This window comes from Escherichia sp. B1147, assembly GCF_001660175.1.
Lineage (GTDB): Bacteria > Pseudomonadota > Gammaproteobacteria > Enterobacterales > Enterobacteriaceae > Escherichia > Escherichia whittamii.
Genome location: NZ_LFHY01000004.1, coordinates 43,791 through 68,851 on the forward strand (window position 1 = coordinate 43,791; position 25,061 = coordinate 68,851).

Annotated in this window: 24 protein-coding genes and 2 pseudogenes; 12 read left to right on the plus strand and 14 right to left on the minus strand. The window is 50.3% G+C overall.

Annotated elements, in window-relative coordinates:
- Nucleotides 1–11: 11 nt before the first annotated feature.
- The 11 genes from yidZ to A9180_RS24125 all read right to left on the minus strand — a co-directional run bounded on the left by yidZ (nucleotide 12) and on the right by A9180_RS24125 (nucleotide 9,716).
- Nucleotides 12–971 (minus strand): HTH-type transcriptional regulator YidZ, encoded by a 960-nt coding sequence (gene yidZ / locus A9180_RS02665; RefSeq protein WP_064525938.1) that lies wholly within the window; start codon nucleotides 969–971, stop codon nucleotides 12–14.
- Nucleotides 946–2,121, minus strand: a complete 1,176-nt coding sequence (gene mdtL, locus A9180_RS02670; protein WP_064525940.1) for a multidrug efflux MFS transporter MdtL — start codon at nucleotides 2,119–2,121, stop codon at nucleotides 946–948. The genes yidZ and mdtL overlap by 26 nt, the downstream gene beginning before the upstream one ends.
- A gap of 134 nt (nucleotides 2,122–2,255) precedes the next feature.
- Complete coding sequence (gene tnaB / locus A9180_RS02675) at nucleotides 2,256–3,503, minus strand: low affinity tryptophan permease TnaB (RefSeq protein ID WP_064525942.1); 1,248 nt, start codon at nucleotides 3,501–3,503, stop codon at nucleotides 2,256–2,258.
- Between the two features lie 91 nt (nucleotides 3,504–3,594).
- Nucleotides 3,595–5,010: a tryptophanase gene (tnaA, locus tag A9180_RS02680; RefSeq protein WP_010347274.1), complete on the minus strand. Its 1,416-nt coding sequence runs from the start codon at nucleotides 5,008–5,010 to the stop codon at nucleotides 3,595–3,597.
- A 222-nt stretch (nucleotides 5,011–5,232) separates the two neighbouring features.
- Nucleotides 5,233–5,307: a tryptophanase leader peptide gene (gene tnaC / locus A9180_RS02685; RefSeq protein ID WP_001364348.1), complete on the minus strand. Its 75-nt coding sequence runs from the start codon at nucleotides 5,305–5,307 to the stop codon at nucleotides 5,233–5,235.
- A gap of 242 nt (nucleotides 5,308–5,549) precedes the next feature.
- Complete coding sequence (gene mnmE / locus A9180_RS02690) at nucleotides 5,550–6,914, minus strand: tRNA uridine-5-carboxymethylaminomethyl(34) synthesis GTPase MnmE (protein ID WP_064525944.1); 1,365 nt, start codon at nucleotides 6,912–6,914, stop codon at nucleotides 5,550–5,552.
- A 105-nt stretch (nucleotides 6,915–7,019) separates the two neighbouring features.
- A complete protein-coding gene (yidC, locus tag A9180_RS02695) occupies nucleotides 7,020–8,666 on the minus strand; it encodes a membrane protein insertase YidC (protein WP_064525945.1) in 1,647 nt (548 codons plus the stop codon).
- Between the two features lie 2 nt (nucleotides 8,667–8,668).
- Complete coding sequence (gene yidD, locus A9180_RS02700) at nucleotides 8,669–8,926, minus strand: membrane protein insertion efficiency factor YidD (RefSeq protein ID WP_001307474.1); 258 nt, start codon at nucleotides 8,924–8,926, stop codon at nucleotides 8,669–8,671.
- A complete protein-coding gene (gene rnpA, locus A9180_RS02705; RefSeq protein ID WP_000239730.1) occupies nucleotides 8,890–9,249 on the minus strand; it encodes a ribonuclease P protein component in 360 nt (119 codons plus the stop codon). Before rnpA ends, yidD begins: the two co-directional genes overlap by 37 nt.
- Nucleotides 9,250–9,265: 16 nt before the next feature.
- Complete coding sequence (gene rpmH / locus A9180_RS02710; RefSeq protein ID WP_000831330.1) at nucleotides 9,266–9,406, minus strand: 50S ribosomal protein L34; 141 nt, start codon at nucleotides 9,404–9,406, stop codon at nucleotides 9,266–9,268.
- A 238-nt stretch (nucleotides 9,407–9,644) separates the two neighbouring features.
- Entirely contained in the window at nucleotides 9,645–9,716 is a 72-nt protein-coding gene (locus tag A9180_RS24125) for a hypothetical protein (RefSeq protein WP_123057980.1), read from the minus strand.
- Between the two features lie 296 nt (nucleotides 9,717–10,012).
- On the opposite strand from A9180_RS24125, the gene dnaA reads away from it, so the two are divergent.
- Genes dnaA through gyrB form a run of 5 tightly spaced genes read left to right on the plus strand, consistent with a single transcriptional unit; the run spans nucleotide 10,013 to nucleotide 16,719 of the window.
- Entirely contained in the window at nucleotides 10,013–11,413 is a 1,401-nt protein-coding gene (dnaA, locus tag A9180_RS02715) for a chromosomal replication initiator protein DnaA (protein ID WP_000059100.1), read from the plus strand.
- Nucleotides 11,414–11,417: 4 nt separating this feature from the next.
- A complete protein-coding gene (dnaN, locus tag A9180_RS02720; protein ID WP_000673456.1) occupies nucleotides 11,418–12,518 on the plus strand; it encodes a DNA polymerase III subunit beta in 1,101 nt (366 codons plus the stop codon).
- 40 nt (nucleotides 12,519–12,558) lie between these two features.
- Nucleotides 12,559–13,203 (plus strand): hypothetical protein, encoded by a 645-nt coding sequence (locus A9180_RS02725; RefSeq protein ID WP_064525950.1) that lies wholly within the window; start codon nucleotides 12,559–12,561, stop codon nucleotides 13,201–13,203.
- Nucleotides 13,203–14,276, plus strand: a complete 1,074-nt coding sequence (recF, locus tag A9180_RS02730; protein ID WP_064525957.1) for a DNA replication/repair protein RecF — start codon at nucleotides 13,203–13,205, stop codon at nucleotides 14,274–14,276. Before A9180_RS02725 ends, recF begins: the two co-directional genes overlap by 1 nt.
- A gap of 28 nt (nucleotides 14,277–14,304) precedes the next feature.
- Nucleotides 14,305–16,719 carry a DNA topoisomerase (ATP-hydrolyzing) subunit B gene (gyrB, locus tag A9180_RS02735; protein WP_064525959.1) on the plus strand — a complete coding sequence of 805 codons (2,415 nt, stop codon included), beginning with the start codon at nucleotides 14,305–14,307 and terminating at the stop codon, nucleotides 16,717–16,719.
- A gap of 366 nt (nucleotides 16,720–17,085) precedes the next feature.
- Here the strand turns inward: gyrB and A9180_RS02745 are convergent, their stop codons facing one another.
- Entirely contained in the window at nucleotides 17,086–17,781 is a 696-nt protein-coding gene (locus A9180_RS02745; protein WP_064525962.1) for a hypothetical protein, read from the minus strand.
- Between the two features lie 410 nt (nucleotides 17,782–18,191).
- Here A9180_RS02745 and A9180_RS02750 point away from each other — a divergent pair, with 410 nt between their 5' ends.
- Nucleotides 18,192–18,590, plus strand: a complete 399-nt coding sequence (locus A9180_RS02750; RefSeq protein ID WP_064525964.1) for a YidB family protein — start codon at nucleotides 18,192–18,194, stop codon at nucleotides 18,588–18,590.
- 114 nt (nucleotides 18,591–18,704) lie between these two features.
- The gene (gene yidA, locus A9180_RS02755; protein ID WP_064525976.1) at nucleotides 18,705–19,517 is read left to right on the plus strand and encodes a sugar-phosphatase; all 813 of its coding nucleotides are present in this window, start codon (nucleotides 18,705–18,707) and stop codon (nucleotides 19,515–19,517) included.
- Between the two features lie 46 nt (nucleotides 19,518–19,563).
- On the opposite strand, the gene A9180_RS02760 is transcribed toward yidA, so the two are convergent.
- Nucleotides 19,564–20,220, minus strand: coding sequence for a hypothetical protein (locus tag A9180_RS02760; RefSeq protein ID WP_064525980.1), 657 nt, complete (start codon nucleotides 20,218–20,220; stop codon nucleotides 19,564–19,566).
- Between the two features lie 277 nt (nucleotides 20,221–20,497).
- Between A9180_RS02760 and dgoR the strand changes: the two genes are divergently transcribed.
- From dgoR to A9180_RS02775, 5 genes and pseudogenes are all read left to right on the plus strand, one after another.
- Complete coding sequence (gene dgoR / locus A9180_RS02765) at nucleotides 20,498–21,187, plus strand: D-galactonate utilization transcriptional regulator DgoR (protein ID WP_064525982.1); 690 nt, start codon at nucleotides 20,498–20,500, stop codon at nucleotides 21,185–21,187.
- Between the two features lie 28 nt (nucleotides 21,188–21,215).
- A pseudogene (locus tag A9180_RS24130) lies at nucleotides 21,216–21,308 on the plus strand (2-oxo-3-deoxygalactonate kinase); the annotation flags it as partial.
- Nucleotides 21,308–21,382 (plus strand): annotated as a pseudogene (locus A9180_RS22395) (2-dehydro-3-deoxy-6-phosphogalactonate aldolase); the annotation flags it as partial. The pseudogenes A9180_RS24130 and A9180_RS22395, both read left to right, overlap by 1 nt.
- Nucleotides 21,379–22,527, plus strand: a complete 1,149-nt coding sequence (dgoD, locus tag A9180_RS02770; RefSeq protein ID WP_064525985.1) for a galactonate dehydratase — start codon at nucleotides 21,379–21,381, stop codon at nucleotides 22,525–22,527. The pseudogene A9180_RS22395 and the gene dgoD, both read left to right, overlap by 4 nt.
- A 74-nt stretch (nucleotides 22,528–22,601) precedes the next feature.
- Nucleotides 22,602–23,939 (plus strand): MFS transporter, encoded by a 1,338-nt coding sequence (locus A9180_RS02775; RefSeq protein ID WP_165383157.1) that lies wholly within the window; start codon nucleotides 22,602–22,604, stop codon nucleotides 23,937–23,939.
- Here the strand turns inward: A9180_RS02775 and cbrA are convergent.
- Nucleotides 23,900–25,000: a colicin M resistance lipid reductase CbrA gene (gene cbrA, locus A9180_RS02780; protein WP_064526100.1), complete on the minus strand. Its 1,101-nt coding sequence runs from the start codon at nucleotides 24,998–25,000 to the stop codon at nucleotides 23,900–23,902. The genes A9180_RS02775 and cbrA overlap by 40 nt on opposite strands.
- Nucleotides 25,001–25,061: the final 61 nt, after the last annotated feature.

Genomic DNA, 25,061 nt, shown 5'->3' on the forward strand with positions numbered 1-25,061 from the left:
ATACGAATTAATTATGCCATCGAGGCGTAAAGATTTTTAATGGTTTCCCGTAACCAGACGATCTTCGGGTTATGGCTGTTCCGTTTGTGCCACAGCAGAGTAAACGGCACTTCCAGCTTTTTTTGCTGGATTTCGTCAAACGGGAGAGGGAGTGCAACCAGCGGAAGCTGGTGGAGTTGGTTGTAGTACTGACAGTAGCGCGGTGCGGTCGCCAGTAGCAGATTGTCAGGTTGTGCCGCCATAAACAGCGACTGCTCGAATTCCGGCAGACTCATGGCAATCGTGCGTTCGCGTCCTGATTCCTGCAACACATTGTCCAGCGCCCAGGTATCGCTCTGTTCCCAGCAAATGCTGATATGCGGATAACGTAAAAAAGTCTCCAGATCCCATGCTTCACGCAGCGCCGGATGATCTTTGCGCAACCAGACGCACGGTAAGTCTGTAAATAAGACTTCATAATCAATAGACAACGGCAGAAGACTAAGCTGTTCTCGCGAGCGTGGGTGGCTTTCTCGTCCGGTAAAACCGATATCCACTTCGCCACGAATAATTGCATCCAACGAGTCGTAATCCCAGTTGCGCAGTTTAATCGTCGCCTGTGGGTAACGCTGGTAAATATGTGTCGACAGCGCATTAAACATGATCATCATCAGCGGCGATTCTGCTGCCAGCTCAAACTTCAGGCCGCGCGGCGTTTGGTGGTGCGGTTTATCCAGCAGCAGATTGCTCATTTGCATCCACTCCGCCAGATTTTGCTCCATGCTGACCATTAGCGGCGTTGGCATCAGGCCCAGCGGTGAGTTCACAAAGAGCTGGTCATCAAACCATATCCGAAGCTTTGCCAGAGATTTACTCACCGCCGAAGGTGTCACGTTCATCCGCTTCGCCGCTTTGGTCACGCTGCGCTCCTGCATCAGCAGTTGCAGGCAGAGCAGCAAATTCAGATCAAGTGTGGTGATGGATTTCTTCATGAGCGGCAACGGGGCGTCCAGGCGCGACGAGCATAATCAGCAACAGGCTCACTATGCTACAGGCAATCAGAATCCCGATCAGCATATTCCATGCGCCTACGCCGACTACCGCCGCCAGCCAAATCCACAGTGATGAACCGCAAACCTGTGCAATGCCCAGGGTCGAACTGGCCACGCCAGCGCGCAATGAAAACGGCCCTAATGCCTGACTCATTGCCACGCCGAATCCCACCGAAAAACCAGCGCAAATCAATGTGATGCCAAACAGCGAGACAGCATGGGAAGGTGAAACCGCAAGGATGATTCCCGCCGCCAGAAATAACACTTGCGAGGCTATCATCAATGTACGTGGCTTAAAAATCCCCAACGCAAATGGCGTGGAGAACGATACGGTCATGCTGACACCCGCGGTCAACGCCATAATGGTGGCGTATTCTCCGCGCGCAAAGCCCATGATTTCCATCAGCAATACTGGCGACGTATTCACGAAGGTAAGGATGACGGAGACGCTGAGAGTGGTGATAAGCACTCGGCTGAGGAAAAAGCGGTTAAGCAGCGACTCGGTATTCTCTCGTGGGTTGCCCGAAGCAGCAGGTGTCACAGGGCGGGTTTCTTTTAAAATAAACAATGACAACATGAGTACTGCGACACCCATCAGCGCCATTACCCAGAACAGGCTCTGCCACGGGAACTTAAGCATAATCAGGTGGCCGAGCACTGGCGCTAACACCGGAATGATGCAGGTAATGCCGTTGAGTAACGACAGCACTTTTGCCCGACGTCGATCGTCCAGCGTGTCGCGTAAAATCGCGAACGCCACCACGTAACAACAGCCCGCGCCGAGTCCCTGCAGAAAGCGTCCTGCAAGAAATAACGTGCTGGTTTCAGCCAGTAAGCAGAGCACAGAGGCGATAATAAATAGCGCCGCGCCGGGTATGGCGACCGGTTTTCTTCCTGAATGATCGGCCACTTTACCGGCAAATAACATTGCTGCCGCCATCCCCGCAAGGTAAACGGAGAACGCAATATGCAATTGCGCCTCGCTGGCATTGAGATCAGCGGCGATGCGCGGTAAGCCAACCAGGTACATATCAATACCTGCGGGATAAAGTAAAACCAGGGCAAAACTACAAATTAAAAAGCGGGACATGGGATAAAGCGTCCTGACGGGAAGGTGACGCAAAGCATACGTGGTGAAGGAGAATCAGGCGAGTTGCCATTTGGACAAAAGAGATTTCCTGTCAGGAAAGAAGCCAGCGAATGACCGCTGGCTTCTTTAAGGACTTAGCCAAATTTAGGTAACACGTTAAAGACGTTGCCGAACCAGCACAAAATTACGGTTATGCCAAAGAGAATAACAATCGCCGGAATAATATTACCGCCCCAAACCGTGAACATCTGATTGGGAAACTTATTACGGGCTTTGATTGCCAGCACCGCGGGGATAATGACCGCCCAGATGGTGGCGCACAGTCCTGCACCGCCAATCCCGTAAATAAAGCCATTAGGGAAGACGAGATACAACAACGCGGGTGGCAGGAAGGTTAACAGCACGGTTTTGAAGCGCCCGCCGTGGGAGTTATCAATCTTAAACAGATCCGCCAGGTAATCGAACAGCCCAAGCGTGACGCCAAAGAACGAACTGGCGACAGCTAAGTTGGAGAATACCAGTAGGCAAAACTCGATAATGCCATGCTGTTTGGTGCCGAGGAACGTTTTTACCAGTGAATCAACGTTGCCGCCCGAGGAGATTATCGCTTTGAAACTTTCTCGCGAGATATTCCCCATCGTGCAATAGAGCCAGAAGAGATAAATCACCAGTGCCAGCAGCGAACCGAAGACCACGCTTTTGATTAGTTTATCTTTCTTTTTTCCATAGCAAATAATCAGACTGGGAATATTGCCGTGGAAACCAAATGACGCCAGACACACCGGCAAAGCCATAAAGATATACGGGAAGTAAGACGTTCCCGCAGTCGTGCTGGTGGAATCGCGTAGAATGGAATAATCGACCTGGAAGAAGAAAGAACCAAATACGATCACAAAGGAGATAATCTTCAGCCCGAGGAACAAAGAGGTAATACGACTGGCGGCTAAAGAGCTTATCCACAATACGCTGGCAACGAAAATGGCCGTACAGATCCCGACAATGCGTGGATTAGCGTGATAGCCCAAATTCATCGATATCGTTTCGCTAATGATTGCGCCGTTAGCAGAGATATAGGCATAAGTGAGAATATAGAGAACGAAGGCAACGGTAATGCCGCTAATAATGTTCCAGGTGTTACCAATTAAATCTTTGGTGATGGTGTTAAAACTGGAGCCGACGGGATAATTTAAGTTTGCTTCTAATAATAATAGCCCTGAATGCAACATTGAAAACCAGGCGATAATAAGAATAAAAGCGCCCCAAAAAAACCAGGCACCGGCAAGGTCAACAGGTAAAGCAAACATCCCACCGCCAATTACTGTACCCGCTATAACCATAACACCCCAAAATGCAGAGTGCTTTTTTTCTGATTGATCAGTCATGATGCCACCTTTAGAGGAAGGCTATTTTTGTTATTGAGGATGTAGGGGAAATAGAGTGGCTATTTTCCCTCTAGCCACTCTGTAGTATTAATTAAACTTCTTTCAGTTTTGCGGTGAAATGACGCAATACTTTTGGTTCGTAGGTAAAGGTTAATCCTTTAATATTCGCCGCGTTCTCTTTTACATGCTTGAAGGCTTCAATAATGAAGTCCATATGCGTTTGCGTGTAAGTTGCGCGTGGAATGGTTAAACGCAGCAGTTCTGCCGGACAAGGCAGTTGTTTACCGGTTTTCGGATCGCGACCTAACAGGAAGGAACCAATTTCTACCGCACGGATACCGGCAACTTTATACAATTCGCACGCCAGCGCCTGTGCCGGGAATTGATCTGCCGGGATATGCGGCAACAGTTTACCTGCATCAACGAACGCCGCGTGGCCGCCCGCCTGCTGGCATACTACGCCAATTTCCTCCAGACCATCGACCAGATACTGCACCTGCGCAATACGATAAGCCAGCCAATCATGGTTCATGCCGTCATACAGACCCACCGCCAGACGTTCCATCGCACCGCCTTCCAGACCACCATAAGTCGGGAAGCCTTCCTGCACTACGCACAGCGTTCTGCATTCGGTGTACACATCGAAGAAGCTGTCGTCTTTTACACACAGCAAGCCGCCCATTGGTACCATCGCATCTTTCTTGGCGGACATTGCCAGCATATCGGCATATTTATAGGTTTCGCGAGTGATTTGCTCGATAGTCCAGTCTTTATATTCCGCTTCACGCTGTTTGATGAAATAGGCGTTTTCGGCAAAGCGCGCGGAGTCCATCACTACCGGAATATCGTATTTCTTCGCAATGCTGTACATCGCTTTCATATTTGCCAGTGAAACCGGCTGACCGCCTGCGGAGTTGCTGGTAATGGTCGCAACGATATACGGCACGTTATTCGGGCCAACTTCTTCAATACCGCGTTCTAATCCCTCGAGGTCAAAGTTGCCTTTAAAGTCGTAACGTACGCCAGTATCGAAGGCTTCTTTAATATAGACGTTACGCACGGTACAGCCGTTAATCTGGCTATGGCCCTGAGTGGTATCGAAGAAATAGTTAGAGAACGCCACCATTTTGCTGCGATCCAGACCTTTTTCCTGCTCGCGTTTTTTAATCAGTACCGGAATATAGATTTGCTCTGCGCCACGGCCCTGGTGAGTTGGAATGGTGTATTGATAACCAAAGATATTTTTTACTGACTCGGCTAACGCGTAGTAGCTGCGGCTGCCACTGTAGGCTTCGTCGCCGCGCATCATCGCTGCCTGCATACTTTGAGTTACCGCCCCGGTGCCGCTGTCAGTCAGTAAATCGATAAACACATCTTCGCTATCCAGCAGGAACGGGTTCATACCAGATTTAATAATCGCTTCTTCACGGTAAGCGCGGGTCGTACGTTTTACTGGCTCAATAACACGAATGCGGAACGGTTCAGGGAGATGTTTAAAGTTTTCCATTGCATAATCCTTCATTTATTTTAATTACAGTGATCCCTGTGAATATTGCGTCTGCAATAACCATTAATTCACCATGTTTATGTATGCGAGTACATTTATTTAGACGAGCAAATAGATAAAGCAATAATGGCTTGTCTAAAAGGCAAAATTAAGGCATGGCAAACTAATAGAGCACATTGAATCTAATTGGTTTGGCTCTGGTGATGACTACAGAAGGGCAAATTAAGGGCGGTGATCGACAATCTTATTGTCAATATTGAACCACTTTGAGGTCACACATATATGTAAGATATTCATAATGCACTTATCCTCGAAAGACATGTTGCTACACTATTACATTAAGATTTTTATATCTATTCCTAAGTTTATTAAATGTGAATCGAATCACAATCGTTCGAGAGGCATTATTTAATGCTTTTTTCAGAAAAATACGCCGCATTAAAATTTTAATGTTTATAAGATGAATTGATTAATAAAAAGTATGCAAACAGGAAAACAAAGCCGCATCCTGATTACCAGATGCGGCTTCGTAAGTGCGGTTACTTACCGATACAGAAGCTGGAGAAAATCCGCCCCAGTAGGTCGTCAGAGGTAAACTCCCCGGTGATCTCGCTTAAGTTCTGCTGCGCCAGGCGCAGCTCTTCCGCCAGCAATTCGCCCGCCCATGCGCCTAACAGTTGTGCTTTACCCTGTTGCAGGTGCTCCGCCGCCTGTTCCAGCGCCTGTAGGTGACGACGGCGCGCCAGGAAGCCGCCTTCCATATTGGTGTCAAAGCCCATGCTCTGTTTGAGATGGTTACGCAGCACATCCACGCCTTCGCCAGTCCTTGCCGAGAGACGAATTAACGCGTGACCGTTCACTTCGCTCATCCCCAACGTTTCGCCGGTGATATCGGCTTTATTGCGCACCACGGTGATTGGCAGTTTTGCAGGCAGACGGGCGATAAATTCCGGCCAGATCTCTGCCGGATCAACGGCATCTGTCGTGGTGCCATCGACCATAAACAGCACGCGATCGGCCTGCTCAATTTCCTGCCACGCGCGTTCGATACCAATACGTTCAACTTCGTCGCTGGCTTCACGTAGCCCGGCGGTGTCGATGATATGCAGAGGCATCCCGTCAATGTGGATATGCTCACGCAGCACGTCACGCGTGGTTCCGGCGATATCCGTCACGATTGCCGCTTCACGCCCCGCCAGCGCGTTTAACAGGCTCGATTTACCGGCGTTTGGACGCCCGGCAATCACCACTTTCATCCCTTCGCGCAACAGGCTGCCCTGACGAGCTTCGGCGCGTACCGCATCGAGATCGGCAATCACGTCATTGAGCTGGGCTTCAATTTTGCCGTCAGAGAGGAAATCGATCTCTTCATCGGGGAAATCAATCGCCGCTTCGACGTAAATACGCAAGTGGGTGAGGGCTTCTACCAGATGATTAACCCGTGCGGAGAACGCGCCTTGCAGCGAATTAAGCGCCGAACGGGCCGCCTGTTCCGAGCTGGCATCGATCAGATCGGCAATCGCTTCGGCCTGGGCTAAATCGAGTTTATCGTTAAGAAACGCGCGTTCTGAAAACTCACCAGGGCGGGCAATCCGCAGGCCGGGAATGGTCAGAATACGTTTTAACAGCAGGTCGAGGATCACCGGACCGCCATGACCTTGCAGTTCCAGCACATCTTCGCCAGTGAACGAGTTCGGGCCAGGGAACCATAGCGCAATCCCCTGATCGAGCACGCTGCCGTCTGCGTCTTTAAATGGCAAATAGTCGGCGTAGCGTGGCTTAGGCAGTTTACCCAGCACGATTTCGGCAACTTCGCGTGCTTTGAGGCCGGAGATGCGCAGGATGCCAACGCCGCCACGTCCTGGAGGCGTGGCCTGGGCTACGATAGTGTCATTATCGCTCATGATGTTCCTGTTGCTTTGTTTGGCGGATGCACTGTGCTTATCCGCCCTACGAAAAGAAAAAAGGCGGTCAACTGACCGCCCTTATTTTAGCGAAAACTCACCGAATCAGGATTTTTTCTTCTCGCGGCTATGCAGGCCACGTTTTTCCAGACCACGGTAAATCAGCTGCTGCTGAATAATGGTTACCAGGTTGCTGACGATATAGTACAGCACCAGACCTGACGGGAACCACAGGAAGAACACGGTGAAGATGACCGGCATAAAGGTCATGATCTTCTGCTGCATCGGGTCGGTCACAGTGGTCGGCGACATCTTCTGAATGAAGAACATCGTTACGCCCATCAGGATCGGCAGGATGTAGTACGGGTCCTGTGCAGACAGGTCGTGGATCCACAGTGCAAACGGCGCCTGACGCAGTTCAACGGAACCCATCAGCATGTAGTACAACGCCAGGAAGATTGGCATCTGGATAATCAGCGGGAAGCAGCCGCCCAGCGGGTTAACCTTCTCAGCTTTGTACAGCGCCATCATTTCCTGGCTGATACGCTGTTTGTCATCGCCCAGACGCTCACGCATGGCCTGAATCTTCGGCTGCAGCATACGCATCTTCGCCATGGAGGTGTACTGCGCTTTGGTCAGCGGGTACATGATGCCACGAACGATAAAGGTGATGATGATAATGGAGAAGCCCCAGTTACCCACGAAGCTATGGATCCATTTCAGCAGTTTGAACAGCGGCTGAGAGATGAACCACAACCAACCGTAATCAACGGTCAGATCCAGGTGCGGAGCAACGGCCGCCATTTTGTCCTGGATTTCCGGGCCAACCCACAGGGTGCTGTTCATCGCGCCAGTCTGACCAGGCTGAACCAGTACCGGCTGAGATTTATAGCCGATAGCGGCGATGCCGTTACCCAGATTAGCGGTGTAGAAGTTGTTGGTACCGTCGTTATGCGGGATCCACGCAGTCGCGAAATACTGTTGCAGCATCGCTACCCAACCACCTTTCGAAGAGATGTTCAGGTTTTCGTTATCGGCAATGGTATCGAACTTGTATTTCTCGTACTTCTCGTCAGGCGTGGAATATGCCGCGCCACGGAAAGTATGCAGCGCAAAGTTGCTGCTTCCGGTGTCGAGATGCGGTGGCAAATTGATGGATTGCTTCAACTGACCAAAGGTGGAGATTTCCAGCGGTTTTTCGCCAGCGTTCTGCACGTTGTAGTTGACGTTGACAGCGTAATCACCACGTTTCAGGACAAACGTTTTGGTAAACGTGTTGCCTGCCGCGTCGGTATACGTCATCGGCACCTGCAGTTCGTTTTGGCCTTCAGCCAGCACATAAGCATCTTTTTCAACGTTATACAGCGGACGCGGGCCGTTAGCCGGGTTATCCGGGCCATCACGACCGGTCAGACCGCTCTGTGCCTGATAAATAAACTGCGGTGAAGTTTCCAGCAGCTGGAACGGCTGGGTAGAGTTCAGCTCTTTCGGGTAAGCCGGCAGCAGAGCCTGTTCAACATCACCACCACGGGTGTTGATGGTCAGATCAAGCACGTCGGTCTTAACAGAAATCAGTTTCCCCTGGCCACTGGCCGGTACGCCCTGGTCGGCGGCGCTACCCGCTGCGGTGGTCGTTGTCTGCGTGGTCTGTTGAGCTTGAGGTTGCGGATTTTTATCCTGCTCCCAGGCTTGCCAGATCATGAAAGACACGAACAGCAAAGCGATGACTAAAAGATTGCGTTGCGAATCCATCGTTAGTGTTCTCTGGTATCAAATGGTCCGGGCGGGACGGGATCGTCACCACCAGGGTGTAAAGGGTGGCATTTTAATACGCGTTTCACCGTCAACCAACTGCCTTTTATCACTCCAAACCTGCGCAATGCCTCAATTCCGTAGCTTGAACAGGTTGGAGTGAAACGACAATGCGGCCCGAGTAGCGGACTAATCAGGCGTTGATAGACCCGAATGAGGGCTATCAGGACCCGCGAGCCAGGCGACAGTGGCGGCGCCATAATTTTTCCAACGCTTCCGAGAGAGCACGGTTATCGAGGTCGGCAACCCCTTTTTTCGCCACCACCACGAAATCCATAGCCGGGAGTTCATGTTGGCGCAGACGGAAGCTTTCACGCGTCAGACGTTTAATCCGATTGCGTTCATGGGCGCGTCGAACGTTTTTCTTGGCGACTGTAAGACCGATACGGGGATGCCCCAGCGAATTCAGGCGGCCGAGAATAGTAATTTGCGGCGTGCCAGCCCGTTGTGGCTGCTGGAAGACGAATGTGAATTGACTGGGAGTTAACAAACGTAACTCCCTGGGAAATGCGAGCTTAACCACGCAGGGGTTAGCTATATTACTTAGAAACGGTCAGACGAGCGCGGCCTTTAGCACGACGACGTGCCAGAACCTGACGACCATTTTTAGTAGCCATACGAGCACGGAAGCCGTGAGAACGGTTGCGCTTCAGTACAGACGGTTGAAAAGTGCGTTTCATGGCGATTTCTACCTAAACTTGAATAAATTCAATGGCTTTATTGGATATCCGCCGAAAAATGAAACGATGGACACCGAAGCCATGGGTGATTAAAGAGGCCGGATTGTAATAATTGTACACTCCGGAGTCAATTCTCTTTCCTTATTTACCGCGCTTTTCCGCACCTTTTCGCTGGGAAAATGTACGGCCTCACACCAGTTAAAACCAGCATGGCGCGCCGGGGGGAGGATTATACGGGCTACCGGGTAAAGCGCAAGGATCGTCCAGGATCTTTATTAGATCGATTAAGCCTAATTTTGTCTAAGGTCATTAAATTTTCCAATATGCGGCGTAAATCGTGCCCGCCTTGCGGCAGGATCGTTTACACTTAGCGAGTTCTGGAAAGCCCTGTGGATAAATCGGGAAAATCTGTGAGAAACAGAAGATCTCTTACGCAGTTTAGGCTATGATCCGCGGTCCCGATCGTTTTGCAGGATCTTGATCGGGCATATAACCGCAGACAGCGGTTCGTGCGTCACCCTCATGCAGGGTCTTTTCGACGTGCGTCAACAATCATGAATGTTTCAGCCTTAGTCATAATCGACTTTTGTTCGAGTGGAGTCCGCCGTGTCACTTTCGCTTTGGCAGCAATGTCTTGCCCGATTGCAGGATGAGTTACCAGCCACAGAATTCAGTATGTGGATACGCCCGTTGCAGGCGGAACTGAGCGATAACACGCTGGCCTTGTACGCGCCAAACCGTTTTGTCCTCGATTGGGTACGGGACAAGTACCTCAATAATATCAATGGACTGCTAACCAGTTTCTGCGGAGCGGATGCCCCACAGCTGCGTTTTGAAGTGGGTACAAAGCCCGTGACACAAACGCTGAAAGTCCCTGCCAGCAACACAGTTGCACCGGCTCAGGCTGCTCAGGTGCAACCGCAACGTGCTGCGCCTTCTACGCGCTCAGGTTGGGATAACGTTCCGGCTCCGGCAGAACCGACCTATCGTTCCAACGTTAACGTCAAACATACGTTTGATAACTTCGTCGAAGGTAAATCTAACCAACTGGCGCGCGCGGCGGCTCGCCAGGTGGCAGACAACCCGGGCGGCGCCTATAACCCGCTGTTCCTTTATGGCGGCACGGGGCTGGGTAAAACTCACCTGCTGCATGCGGTGGGTAATGGCATCATGGCGCGCAAGCCAAATGCCAAAGTGGTTTATATGCACTCCGAACGCTTTGTTCAGGACATGGTAAAAGCCCTGCAAAACAATGCGATCGAAGAGTTTAAACGCTACTACCGTTCCGTTGATGCGCTGCTGATCGACGATATTCAGTTTTTCGCCAATAAAGAACGATCCCAGGAAGAGTTTTTCCATACCTTTAACGCCCTGCTGGAAGGTAATCAGCAGATCATCCTCACATCGGATCGTTATCCGAAAGAGATCAACGGTGTTGAAGATCGTTTGAAATCTCGCTTCGGTTGGGGGCTGACTGTGGCGATCGAACCGCCAGAGCTGGAAACCCGCGTGGCGATCCTGATGAAAAAGGCAGACGAAAACGACATTCGTTTGCCAGGCGAAGTGGCGTTCTTTATCGCCAAGCGTCTACGATCTAACGTACGTGAGCTGGAAGGGGCGCTGAACCGCGTCATTGCTAACGCCAACTTTACCGGACGGGCGATCACCATCGACTTCGTACGTGAGGCGCTGCGCGACTTACTGGCTTTGCAGGAAAAACTGGTCACCATCGACAATATTCAAAAGACGGTGGCGGAGTACTACAAGATCAAAGTTGCGGATCTCCTTTCCAAGCGTCGTTCTCGCTCGGTAGCGCGTCCACGCCAGATGGCGATGGCGCTGGCGAAAGAGCTGACTAACCACAGTCTGCCGGAGATTGGCGATGCGTTTGGTGGTCGTGACCACACGACGGTACTTCATGCCTGCCGTAAGATCGAGCAGTTGCGTGAAGAGAGCCACGATATCAAAGAAGATTTCTCTAATTTAATCAGAACATTGTCATCGTAAACCTATGAAATTTACCGTAGAACGTGAGCATTTATTAAAACCGCTACAACAGGTGAGCGGTCCGTTAGGTGGTCGTCCTACGCTACCGATTCTCGGTAATCTGCTGTTACAGGTTGCTGACGGTACGTTGTCGCTGACCGGTACTGATCTCGAGATGGAAATGGTGGCACGTGTTGCGCTGATTCAGCCGCATGAACCAGGGGCGACGACCGTTCCGGCGCGCAAATTCTTTGATATCTGCCGTGGTCTGCCTGAAGGCGCGGAAATTGCCGTGCAACTGGAAGGTGAGCGAATGCTGGTGCGCTCCGGGCGTAGCCGTTTTTCGCTTTCTACCCTGCCAGCGGCGGATTTCCCGAACCTTGATGACTGGCAGAGCGAAGTTGAATTTACCCTGCCGCAGGCGACGATGAAGCGTCTGATTGAAGCAACCCAGTTTTCAATGGCGCATCAGGACGTTCGCTATTATTTAAACGGTATGCTGTTCGAAACCGAAGGTGAAGAGCTGCGCACCGTGGCGACTGACGGCCACCGCCTGGCGGTCTGTTCCATGCCAATTGGTCAGTCTTTGCCAAGCCATTCGGTGATCGTTCCGCGTAAAGGCGTGATTGAACTGATGCGTATGCTCGACGGCGGCGATAATCCGCTGCGCGTGCAGATTGGCAGCAACAACATTCGCGCCCACGTCGGTGACTTTATCTTCACTTCCAAACTGGTGGACGGTCGCTTCCCGGATTACCGTCGCGTTCTGCCGAAGAACCCGGACAAACATCTGGAAGCTGGCTGCGATCTGCTCAAGCAGGCGTTTGCCCGTGCAGCGATTCTCTCTAACGAGAAATTCCGCGGCGTGCGTCTGTATGTCAGCGAGAATCAGCTGAAGATCACTGCCAATAACCCGGAACAGGAAGAAGCGGAAGAGATCCTCGACGTCACCTACAGCGGTGCGGAGATGGAAATCGGCTTCAACGTCAGCTATGTGCTGGATGTCCTGAACGCGTTGAAATGCGAAAACGTCCGCATGATGCTGACCGATTCAGTTTCCAGCGTGCAGATTGAAGATGCGGCCAGCCAGAGTGCGGCTTACGTTGTCATGCCAATGAGACTGTAATGTCGCGCAGCACCCGTAATACAAGGCACGAGGGGCGTTAATGCACTCGTTCGATATCCAGGTTGTCAAACCGCAACGCGAGGTGCGAGCCTGCGCCTCACGGTATATCGGTGAGACAAATAACGGCGCTGGCTTACATAATATGGCGTTCTGGATCATTGATCGCGCTATAGAAGAAGCACGCACGGGCGGTGAGAGAAATATTTTTATCACCATTCATGAAGATAACTCGGTTGCAGTACGTCATTACGGACATATTGTTGTCAACTCGTTCCTTCAGGAAGAGGGTACGCTCGCAGTGGAAGCTACCCTGACCCAGTTTTGTGCCGGTGTGAAACAGCCGCTTTTCGTGGTGAATGTGTTATCACAAAAACTGGATATCGAAATCCATTATGCAGGCAGGGTTTATCGGCAGAGTTATGAAAACGGTGAACCAAAAACGCCGTTGATGCTTTCAGCCTGTGGCGAGAAAACAGGCACCATGATACGTTTCTGGCCCGCCAGGGAGATCTTTACCCATGTCGTTGATTTTGACTTTGCGACTCTGGCAACACGCTTGCATGAATCTTCCCGCCTTAATCCTGACGTGGCGCTTTTTTTGCAGGACCGGCGTGTCGGTAAAGAAGCCCATTTTTGCGGTATCAGTAACAATGCGCTGCCTCTTGCGAAATCGTTGAGTCACTGATGTCGCTCTCCCGATTACTTATTAAAGATTTCCGCAACATTGAAAACGCGGATCTCGCTTTATCTCCCGGCTTTAACTTTCTGGTGGGGGCCAACGGCAGTGGCAAAACCAGCGTACTGGAAGCCATCTATACGCTCGGCCACGGTCGGGCGTTTCGCAGTTTGCAGATTGGTCGCGTCATTCGCCACGAGCAGGAGGCGTTTGTTCTCCACGGGCGGTTACAGGGCGAAGAGCGCGAGACGGCGATTGGTTTAACCAAAGACAAACAGGGCGACAGCAAAGTCCGCATTGATGGTACTGACGGGCATAAAGTCGCGGAGCTGGCGCACCTGATGCCGATGCAGCTGATAACGCCAGAAGGGTTTACTTTACTCAACGGTGGCCCCAAATACAGAAGAGCATTCCTCGACTGGGGATGCTTTCACAACGAACCTGGATTTTTCACCGCCTGGAGCAATCTCAAGCGGTTGCTCAAGCAGCGTAATGCGGCGCTGCGCCAGGTGACACGTTACGAACAGCTACGTCCGTGGGATAAAGAACTGATCCCGCTGGCGGAGCAAATCAGCACCTGGCGCGCCCAGTATAGCGCCGGTATCGCGGCTGATATGGCCGATACCTGTAAGCAATTTCTCCCTGAGTTTTCTCTGACTTTCTCTTTCCAGCGCGGCTGGGAGAAAGAGACAGAGTACGCTGAGGTGCTGGAACGTAATTTTGAACGCGATCGCCAGCTAACCTACACCGCGCACGGCCCGCATAAAGCGGACTTACGCATTCGCGCCGACGGTGCGCCGGTGGAAGATACCTTATCGCGTGGGCAGCTAAAGCTGCTGATGTGCGCCTTACGTCTGGCGCAAGGAGAGTTCCTCACCCGTGAAAGCGGGCGGCGGTGTCTCTACCTGATAGATGATTTTGCCTCTGAGCTTGATGATGAACGTCGCGGACTGCTTGCCAGCCGCTTAAAAGCGACGCAATCACAGGTCTTTGTCAGCGCGATCAGTGCTGAACACGTTATAGACATGTCGGACGAAAATTCGAAGATGTTTACCGTGGAAAAGGGTAAAATAACGGATTAACCCAAGTATAAATGAGCGAGAAACGTTGATGTCGAATTCTTATGACTCCTCCAGTATCAAAGTCCTGAAAGGGCTGGATGCGGTGCGTAAGCGCCCGGGTATGTATATCGGCGACACGGATGACGGCACCGGTCTGCACCACATGGTATTCGAGGTGGTAGATAACGCTATCGACGAAGCGCTCGCGGGTCACTGTAAAGAAATTATCGTTACTATTCATGCCGATAACTCTGTCTCCGTACAGGATGACGGGCGCGGTATTCCGACCGGTATTCACCCGGAAGAGGGCGTATCGGCGGCGGAAGTAATCATGACCGTCCTGCACGCAGGCGGTAAATTTGACGATAACTCCTATAAAGTGTCCGGCGGTCTGCACGGCGTTGGTGTTTCGGTAGTAAACGCCCTGTCGCAAAAACTGGAGCTGGTTATCCAGCGCGAGGGTAAAATTCACCGTCAGATCTACGAACACGGTGTACCGCAGGCTCCGCTGGCGGTTACCGGCGAGACTGAAAAAACAGGCACCATGGTGCGTTTCTGGCCAAGCCTCGAAACCTTCACCAATGTAACCGAGTTCGAATATGAAATTCTGGCGAAACGTCTGCGTGAGTTGTCGTTCCTTAACTCCGGCGTTTCCATTCGTCTGCGCGACAAGCGTGACGGCAAAGAAGACCACTTCCACTATGAAGGTGGTATCAGGGCGTTCGTTGAGTATCTGAACAAGAACAAAACGCCAATTCACCCGAATATTTTCTATTTCTCCACCGAAAAAGACGGTATTGGCGTCGAAGTGGCATTGCAGTGGAACGATGGCTTCCAGGAAAATATCTACTGCTTTACCAACAACATTCCACAGCGTGACGGCGGTACTCACCTGGCAGGCTTCCGTGCGGCGATGACCCGTACTCTGAACGCCTACATGGACAAAGAAGGCTACAGCAAAAAAGCCAAAGTCAGCGCCACCGGCGACGATGCGCGTGAAGGCCTGATTGCGGTTGTGTCCGTGAAAGTACCAGACCCGAAATTCTCCTCCCAGACCAAAGACAAACTGGTTTCTTCTGAGGTGAAATCGGCGGTTGAACAGCAGATGAACGAACTGCTGGCGGAATACCTGCTGGAAAACCCAACCGACGCGAAAATCGTGGTTGGCAAAATTATTGATGCTGCCCGTGCGCGTGAAGCTGCACGTCGTGCCCGTGAAATGACCCGTCGTAAAGGTGCGCTGGACTTAGCAGGCCTGCCGGGCAAACTGGCGGACTGCCAGGAACGCGACCCGGCGCTCTCCGAACTGTACCTTGTGGAAGGGGACTCTGCGGGCGGCTCTGCGAAGCAGGGGCGTAACCGCAAGAACCAGGCGATTCTGCCGTTGAAAGGTAAAATCCTCAACGTTGAGAAAGCCCGTTTCGATAAGATGCTGGCTTCCCAGGAAGTGGCGACGCTTATCACCGCGCTTGGCTGCGGGATTGGTCGTGACGAATACAACCCGGATAAACTGCGTTATCACAGCATCATCATCATGACCGATGCGGACGTCGACGGCTCGCACATTCGTACGTTGCTGTTGACCTTCTTCTATCGTCAGATGCCGGAAATCATCGAACGCGGTCACGTCTATATTGCCCAGCCGCCGCTGTACAAAGTGAAGAAAGGTAAGCAGGAACAGTACATTAAAGACGATGAAGCGATGGATCAGTACCAGATCTCCATCGCACTGGATGGTGCTTCTTTACACACCAACGCTAGTGCACCTGCCCTGGCTGGCGAAGCGTTAGAAAAACTGGTGTCTGAGTACAATGCGGCGCAGAAAATGATCGTGCGTATGGAGCGTCGTTACCCGAAAGCAATGCTGAAAGAACTTATCTATCAGCCGACGCTGACGGAAGCCGACCTTTCCAACGAGCAGACTGTTACCCGTTGGGTGAATGCGCTGGTCAGCGAACTGAACGACAAAGAACAGCACGGCAGCCAGTGGAAGTTTGATGTCCACGCTAATGTCGAACAAAACCTGTTCGAGCCGATTGTTCGCGTGCGTACTCACGGTGTGGATACTGACTATCCGCTGGATCACGAGTTTATCACCGGCGGCGAATATCGCCGTATCTGCACGCTGGGCGAGAAACTGCGTGGTTTGCTGGAAGAAGATGCGTTTATCGAACGTGGTGAGCGTCGTCAGCCGGTAGCCAGCTTCGAGCAGGCGCTGGACTGGCTGGTGAAAGAGTCCCGTCGCGGCCTCTCCATCCAGCGTTATAAAGGTCTGGGCGAGATGAACCCGGAACAGTTGTGGGAAACCACCATGGACCCGGAAAGCCGCCGTATGCTGCGCGTTACCGTTAAGGATGCGATTGCCGCCGACCAGCTGTTCACCACGCTGATGGGCGACGCCGTTGAACCGCGTCGTGCGTTTATCGAAGAAAACGCCCTGAAGGCGGCGAATATCGATATTTAATGGCATTAGCAATGCGCTTTTGCCTGATGCGCTACGCTTATCAGGCCTACGAAATTCCTGCAATATATTGAATTTGCACGATTTTGTAGGCCGGATAAGGCGTTCACGCCGCATCCGGCATGAACAAAGCGCACTTCGTCGACAACCTGATCGTTCCCTTATATAAGGGAACGGTTTTTTTATTAGTAACGCATTGCGGGTAGCGAGTGTAATAAAATGGCGTAGCCAATCCCTAATATAACGGCCACTATAAATATTATTAAAATCAATATATCTATAAACTTTTTCATACGATATCCTTGATGAGTTTCCATGTTTGGCATTTAATCTTGTTTTTAGAATGACTAATATAGTTACACCGCTATATTAGTAGCGCATTGCCGGTAGTGAGTTAATGATAATAAGATACCCAATAGCCTGAAATGGTGCAGTGATAACATCAGCAACCACAGAAAATGGCACAAGTAAATATTTGGCAGAAAAAGACGATTTATCTTTATTAATTACAAGAGTACTTTTGTTTTTAAACGGGATAACGACAGCATTATCTTCATTATTAGATTTTATCGAACCTGATAGAAGAAGCATTACGCTAGTACCAGGATCGTTTTTATTTAGATTAAAAGCTTTTTTTAAACTGTTTTTTTGCTGTGGTGTGACCTCGTCTGGATAACGATAGAAGATATTAACGTCGTAGCACATGAAATCATTGCTATGATTCTTTTGGCTGTAACATTGAATCCACGAAGAAATTTCTATTGCCTGAGGCGAAAGTTCGGGATTGTTTAGAAAGGTGGTAAAGTTCCTGTTGATTTTGCCTTGGCTGGTTTCATCGCTAAGTTGATAGTTATTGTTTTTACCGATGAGTGTCCAGGTTTTAACACCAGTATTTGTTGTTGATTGGCTTACACCGCGGATTTCATCTTTTTTCCAGATTACTGTACCGCTCTGGTCTTCATCTATACTCTTTATAAGAGATTTTGTAACGCAGCCAGTTAAACCAAATCCAGAGAAACAACTCACTATTGTTATAGAACATAGTGCTTTAATAAATTTCTTCATGGCAATCATCCTGATAGTATTATTACCTCTTGGTAGTCGCAATGTGATAATACATTTGCATTATGATTAATAGTCTGTTTGTGGACATTTCATAAAAGAAAAACAATTAAAAATATTATAAAATTATTCACATTATTAAATTTACAACTATCAAATAGAACTTTACATAAATATTAGTGTGTAAACATATAAGCTGAAGTAATAAAAAATATTGATGCTATAAGAAAACGTCAGACTCAGCGTTTGGTTGGCAAAAAATTACTGATGATATTGAGTATAATATCTTGAAAAGATGAATAAAATAAAAAACGGCGGAGAACATCTGTACCTTTTTGCTTTCACAATTCCAACAATTGTCCCGCAGAACTATACTTTTTGAGTCAACACGTAACGCTTTACAGGTGATTATCATGGGGCTTTTTGATGAAGTTGTAGGTGCCTTTCTGAAAGGCGATGCGGGGAAATATCAGGCTATTTTAAGTTGGGTTGAGGAGCAGGGCGGCATTCAGGTGCTGCTGGAAAAACTGCAAAGTGGCGGTTTAGGTGCCATTCTCTCAACCTGGTTGAGTAATCAACAGGGCAATCAGCCCGTTAGCGGCGAGCAACTGGAGTCGGCGCTCGGCACAAACGCAGTGTCCGATCTCGGGCAAAAACTCGGCGTGGATACCAGTGCTGCTTCTAACATGCTGGCGGAACAATTGCCGAAGATTATTGATGCTCTCTCGCCACAGGGCGAAGTTTCGCCGCAAGCCAATAACGATCTGCTTTCCGCAGGTATGGAACTGCTGAAAGGGAAACTTTTCCGTTAAGCAAAAGGGGAGCACGCCGTGCGCGTTGCATCCCCCTTTTCCCTCAGGTGTTGTACTGATTTTTGAGCGGAATCGCGTTAGCATGGGTCAGGAACCAATCTACCTGGGGAACTCATGGCTATTAAACTCATTGCTATCGATATGGATGGCACACTTCTGCTGCCCGATCACACCATTTCACCCGCCGTTAAAAATGCGATTTCCGCAGCTCGCGCCCGTGGCGTGAATGTTGTGCTAACGACGGGCCGCCCTTATGCAGGCGTTCACAGCTACCTGAAAGAGCTGCATATGGAACAACCTGGCGACTACTGCATTACTTACAATGGCGCGCTGGTGCAGAAGGCCGCCGATGGCGGCACCGTGGCGCAAACAGCATTGAGCTATGACGACTACCGTTTCCTGGAAAAACTCTCTCGCGAAGTCGGTTCCCATTTCCACGCGCTGGATCGCACCACGCTGTACACCGCCAACCGCGATATCAGCTATTACACGGTGCATGAATCTTTCGTTGCCACCATTCCGCTGGTGTTCTGCGAAGCGGAGAAAATGGACCCCAATACCCAGTTCCTGAAAGTGATGATGATTGATGAACCGGCCATCCTCGACCAGGCGATCGCGCGCATTCCACAGGAAGTGAAAGAAAAATACACCGTGCTGAAAAGCGCGCCGTACTTCCTCGAAATTCTCGATAAACGCGTCAATAAAGGTACGGGCGTGAAATCGCTGGCTGACGTGTTGGGCATTAACCCGGAAGAAATCATGGCGATTGGCGATCAGGAAAACGACATCGCAATGATTGAATACGCAGGCGTCGGTGTGGCGATGGATAACGCTATTCCTTCGGTGAAAGAAGCGGCGAACTTTGTCACCAAATCCAACCTTGAAGATGGCGTGGCGTTTGCTATTGAAAAGTATGTGCTGAATTAATTAGTGGGCGGGCAAAGTGTGTTGTTGCATTTGCCCGTTTCTATGATTATTTGCTTACTGAGCTGGCAACGATTAATTGCAGCGGTGAAGTGATGATATCCAACGTCAAAGTCACTGGCAGCAAAGCATTGACGGCGCCTTTGGGAATACCGCCTGACGAATAGCGTTTATAAAAAACCACTTTAAATGGATGGTAAAACGCCATCACATTTGAGTAATTCATTTTTTTGTTTTTCTCATGGATTGTTCCTTTCAGGTTTTCCAGTGTCCAGGTACAATTCTGAACGCCACAGGCAAATCCATAATGTATTGCCAGAGCTTTTTCTTCTTCCGTGGTCCAGTTGTAATAGAGTGATATCTTGCCGGTAAATTTCTTTTCCCCGCTTTCAATGACAAATATCGCATCATCGGCGGTATGAATATTATGCCGATTAATTGCTGGATCATTGAGCATAACGACGACATCGTCCCCTCCGTCGGTTATCAAATAATCCAGAGATTCCCCTACAAAAACATAACCTTTGGTCCCATTACTATCTTTTGCCAGCGATAACCCTCTGATGGTGTCGGACTGATACTGATACGTTCCGGATGTTCTTTTACCCGTATTAGAAACAAGAGCATAAGATAGACACCCCGAAAGCATTAGCGCTAGTGAAAACAAACCGAAAAATTTAAATAATCCCTTAAAATTCAACTTCATGATTAATCCTTTAAACGAGTAGCTAAACCATTGAAAGCATACTCTTCTTTCCCTCCTTATTAGCGCCTGACATCCCTTTTCAGATTTCTGCCTGATGCATGTCATCTTTTCACTTGTTGTTCTTTTTGTGATCTAAATTGTAGTACAACAACAATAAATTGTACTACATTATGGCTATGGAAATGGCGAACGGTTTCACGCTGGTACTACAAAGTTGCCGTATTGTGCAGCGATCAAGGTAAAGTAGAGAAGAACATACAGAGCACAAGGACTCTCCATGACTCTCAATAAAACCGATCGCATCGTCATTACGCTGGGTAAGCAGATTGTGAGCGGCAAATACGTACCCGGTTCGCCGCTTCCGGCTGAGGCAGAACTCTGTGAGGAGTTTGAAACCTCGCGCAACATCATTCGCGAAGTATTCCGCTCGCTGATGGCGAAGCGGCTGATTGAAATGAAACGCTATCGCGGCGCGTTTGTGGCACCGCGCAACCAGTGGAATTACCTCGACACTGACGTACTGCAATGGGTTCTGGAAAACGACTACGACCCACGGCTTATCAGTGCAATGAGCGAAGTACGAAATCTGGTGGAACCAGCGATTGCCCGTTGGGCGGCGGAGCGCGCGACCTCCAGCGATCTGGCGCAGATTGAGTCCGCGCTGAACGAGATGATTGCCAACAATCAGGATCGCGAGGCGTTTAACGAAGCGGATATTCGCTACCACGAAGCGGTGCTGCAGTCGGTGCATAACCCGGTGTTACAGCAACTTAGCATTGCGATCAGTTCGCTGCAGCGGGCGGTTTTTGAACGAACCTGGATGGGCGATGAAGCCAATATGCCGCAAACGCTTCAGGAACATAAGGCGCTGTTCGATGCGATACGGCATCAGGACGGCGATGCGGCAGAGCAGGCGGCACTCAGCATGATTGCCAGTTCGACACGAAGATTAAAGGAAATCACATGACAGTGTGCTACATCGCAATTGACCGGGGAATATCTCCATAATCCCCAGCGAGTGCCTCTCTCATGACGATAACCACAATGTTATGCGTGGTGAAGAAAGCCAATTGCACGGTGCGCAAGCGCCGGGCAAACAGTAGAACGTATCACGCAGCAGGCAGCAGCATTTGTTAAGGCGTATCGAGAGGCAGAGCAATGAAAATCACCAAAATTACCACGTATCGTTTACCTCCCCGTTGGATGTTCCTGAAAATTGAAACCGATGAAGGTGTGGTCGGTTGGGGCGAGCCAGTGATTGAAGGCCGCGCGCGCACGGTTGAAGCGGCAGTTCATGAGCTGGGCGACTATCTGATTGGTCAGGACCCTTCGCGCATCAATGACTTATGGCAAGTGATGTATCGCGCCGGTTTTTATCGCGGTGGCCCGATTCTGATGAGCGCTATCGCCGGAATCGACCAGGCGTTATGGGATATCAAAGGCAAAGTGCTGAATGCGCCGGTCTGGCAACTGATGGGCGGCCTGGTTCGCGACAAAATTAAAGCCTACAGTTGGGTCGGCGGCGATCGTCCGGCGGATGTTATCGACGGTATTAAAACGCTGCGTGAAATCGGCTTCGATACCTTCAAGTTGAATGGTTGCGAAGAACTGGGGCTGATTGATAACTCCCGCGCGGTGGATGCGGCGGTCAACACCGTGGCACAAATTCGTGAAGCTTTTGGCAATCAGATTGAGTTTGGCCTTGATTTCCACGGTCGCGTCAGCGCGCCGATGGCGAAAGTGCTGATTAAAGAACTGGAACCGTATCGTCCGCTGTTTATTGAAGAACCGGTATTAGCAGAACAAGCCGAATACTACCCGAAACTGGCGGCACAGACGCATATTCCACTGGCGGCGGGCGAACGAATGTTCTCACGCTTCGAGTTTAAGCGCGTGCTGGAAGCGGGTGGGATTTCGATTCTGCAACCGGATCTCTCCCACGCAGGCGGTATTACCGAATGCTACAAAATTGCCGGAATGGCAGAAGCCTATGACGTAACTCTTGCGCCGCACTGCCCACTCGGGCCGATTGCACTGGCGGCTTGCCTGCATATCGACTTTGTTTCCTATAACGCGGTACTTCAGGAGCAAAGTATGGGCATTCACTACAACAAAGGCGCGGAGTTACTCGACTTTGTGAAAAACAAAGAAGACTTCAACATGGTCGGCGGTTTCTTTAAACCATTGACGAAACCGGGCTTAGGCGTGGAAATCGACGAAGCCAAAGTCATTGAGTTCAGTAAACATGCCCCGGACTGGCGTAATCCGCTCTGGCGTCATGAAGATAACAGCGTAGCAGAGTGGTAATTCCTGCAACGTAAGCCCCTCATCGGGCAATAAAACTTTAATACAAAAATATAACCCTCTGTACATTACAGGGCATGGTGAGCGGCTTCGCTATGCCCAAAATCTGGAGACAGCTCGCTATGGATATTCCCGTTAATGCAGCAAAGCCGGGGCGTCGGCGCTATCTGACGCTGGTGATGATCTTTATTACGGTGGTCATTTGTTATGTCGACCGCGCCAACCTGGCCGTGGCTTCCGCCCATATTCAGGAAGAGTTCGGTATTACTAAAGCGCAAATGGGCTATGTATTTTCGGCCTTCGCCTGGCTTTATACACTATGCCAGATCCCCGGTGGTTGGTTTTTAGATCGCGTAGGTTCACGCGTGACTTATTTTATTGCGATATTTGGCTGGTCAGTGGCGACTTTATTCCAGGGCTTTGCCACGGGATTAATGTCATTAATTGGGCTGCGTGCGATAACCGGTATTTTCGAAGCGCCCGCTTTTCCGACCAATAACCGTATGGTGACCAGTTGGTTCCCGGAACATGAACGCGCTTCAGCCGTTGGTTTTTATACCTCTGGCCAGTTTGTCGGTCTGGCGTTTCTGACCCCGCTGCTGATCTGGATTCAGGAGATGTTGAGCTGGCACTGGGTGTTCATTGTCACTGGTGGTATCGGCATTATCTGGTCGCTGATTTGGTTTAAAGTTTATCAGCCGCCGCGCCTGACCAAAGGCATCAGCAAAGCTGAACTGGATTACATTCGTGATGGCGGCGGCCTGGTGGATGGTGATGCGCCGGTGAAAAAAGAGGCGCGTCAGCCGTTAACAGCAAAAGACTGGAAGCTGGTGTTTCATCGTAAACTGATTGGCGTCTATCTCGGGCAATTTGCGGTGGCTTCTACACTGTGGTTCTTCTTAACCTGGTTCCCGAACTATTTAACCCAGGAAAAAGGAATAACGGCGCTAAAAGCGGGCTTTATGACCACGGTGCCATTTCTTGCCGCATTTGTTGGCGTATTGCTCTCCGGCTGGGTAGCGGATCTGCTGGTGCGTAAGGGATTTTCGCTGGGCTTTGCGCGTAAAACACCAATTATCTGCGGTTTGCTGATCTCTACCTGCATTATGGGCGCTAACTACACCAATGACCCGATGATGATTATGTGCCTGATGGCGCTGGCTTTCTTCGGCAACGGTTTTGCTTCTATTACCTGGTCGCTAGTGTCTTCTTTAGCACCGATGCGCCTGATTGGTTTAACCGGCGGCGTGTTTAACTTCGCCGGTGGTTTGGGCGGTATTACTGTACCTTTGGTGGTCGGTTACCTGGCACAGGGTTACGGTTTCGCACCTGCACTGGTTTATATCTCCGCCGTCGCGTTGATTGGCGCACTTTCTTACATCCTGCTGGTGGGCGATGTGAAGCGCGTTGGGTAATCCTTTATCTGTGGAATATGCGCTATGCCACTGCGCATAATCCACTTTCTTAAGGCCGGTGCAGTTAAGCATCGGCTTTTTACTATCTTGCCGTAGAGCTTTAACCGCAGTTTGCGAGTGGCGCGCCAGTAAGCGGCGTTGATCTTCTCTGGCTGCTTCAGTAACACTGAACGCAGAATATCTGCGCTATCCAGCGCATAGCTAATCCCCTCCAGCGAGCTGGCGCTGATAAATCCCGCCGCTTCGCCAATAAGAAAGGCATTGTCCTTACCACAGATAAAATCCTGCCAGCGTGAGGGAAACAACACGGTGCATTTCTCGCTTTTTACCGCTTTGCCAAACTGGAACTGAAAGGCAGTCATTTTCTCTTTCAGCGCTGCGAAACGCGTCTGGCCGTCTTTCATCGGATAGGCGCCGCCAAAAATAAAATAACCGTCTTTGCTAATACTCCATGAATAACAGTCGGTTATTTCATTATCAAAGATGCAGGAGTAGAACGGTACCGGATGTTTCTCGGCGAACCACTGCTGGATAGCGACATATTTACGTATCTGGTGATCCGGGTAGAGATGTCGCCGCACCATCGAGTTTGCACCGTCAGCACCAACCAGATAGCGGGCAGTAATGTGCTGCTCCCAGCCGTCCGCCCGGAAGATGACATGCCATTTATCATCCTCACGCCAGATTTTCCGGCACAGACTATCGTGGTAAACGTCAACGCTCGCGGGGATCAGCGACTTCATCCACAAGTCGAAGGCATGGCGATTGATATTGATATAACTTCGCTGGTAGTTACGTGTGAGCGATGCTGCTACATCAACGGTTTTCACGCTGAAAATCTGCGGGTTGGCGATCACATCGACAGGAAGCGTCAGCCCATCACGAATAAAAGAACGCTGCGCGTCCGGTGCCAGCAGACCACCACAAGGCTTGCTGAAGCCTTCTGTACCGTACTGGTGTTTTTTATCCAGCGCGATCACCTGCATTTTGCCTGCTAACTGCCGCGCCAGAGCAGAACCAGCCGGGCCGAGGCCAATAATCGCCACGTCGAAATGTTCCATCTTTTCACTCACATTCATCACGATGGCAAAAGACTATTGTCTGAAAGTGAAGTCCTTGTGA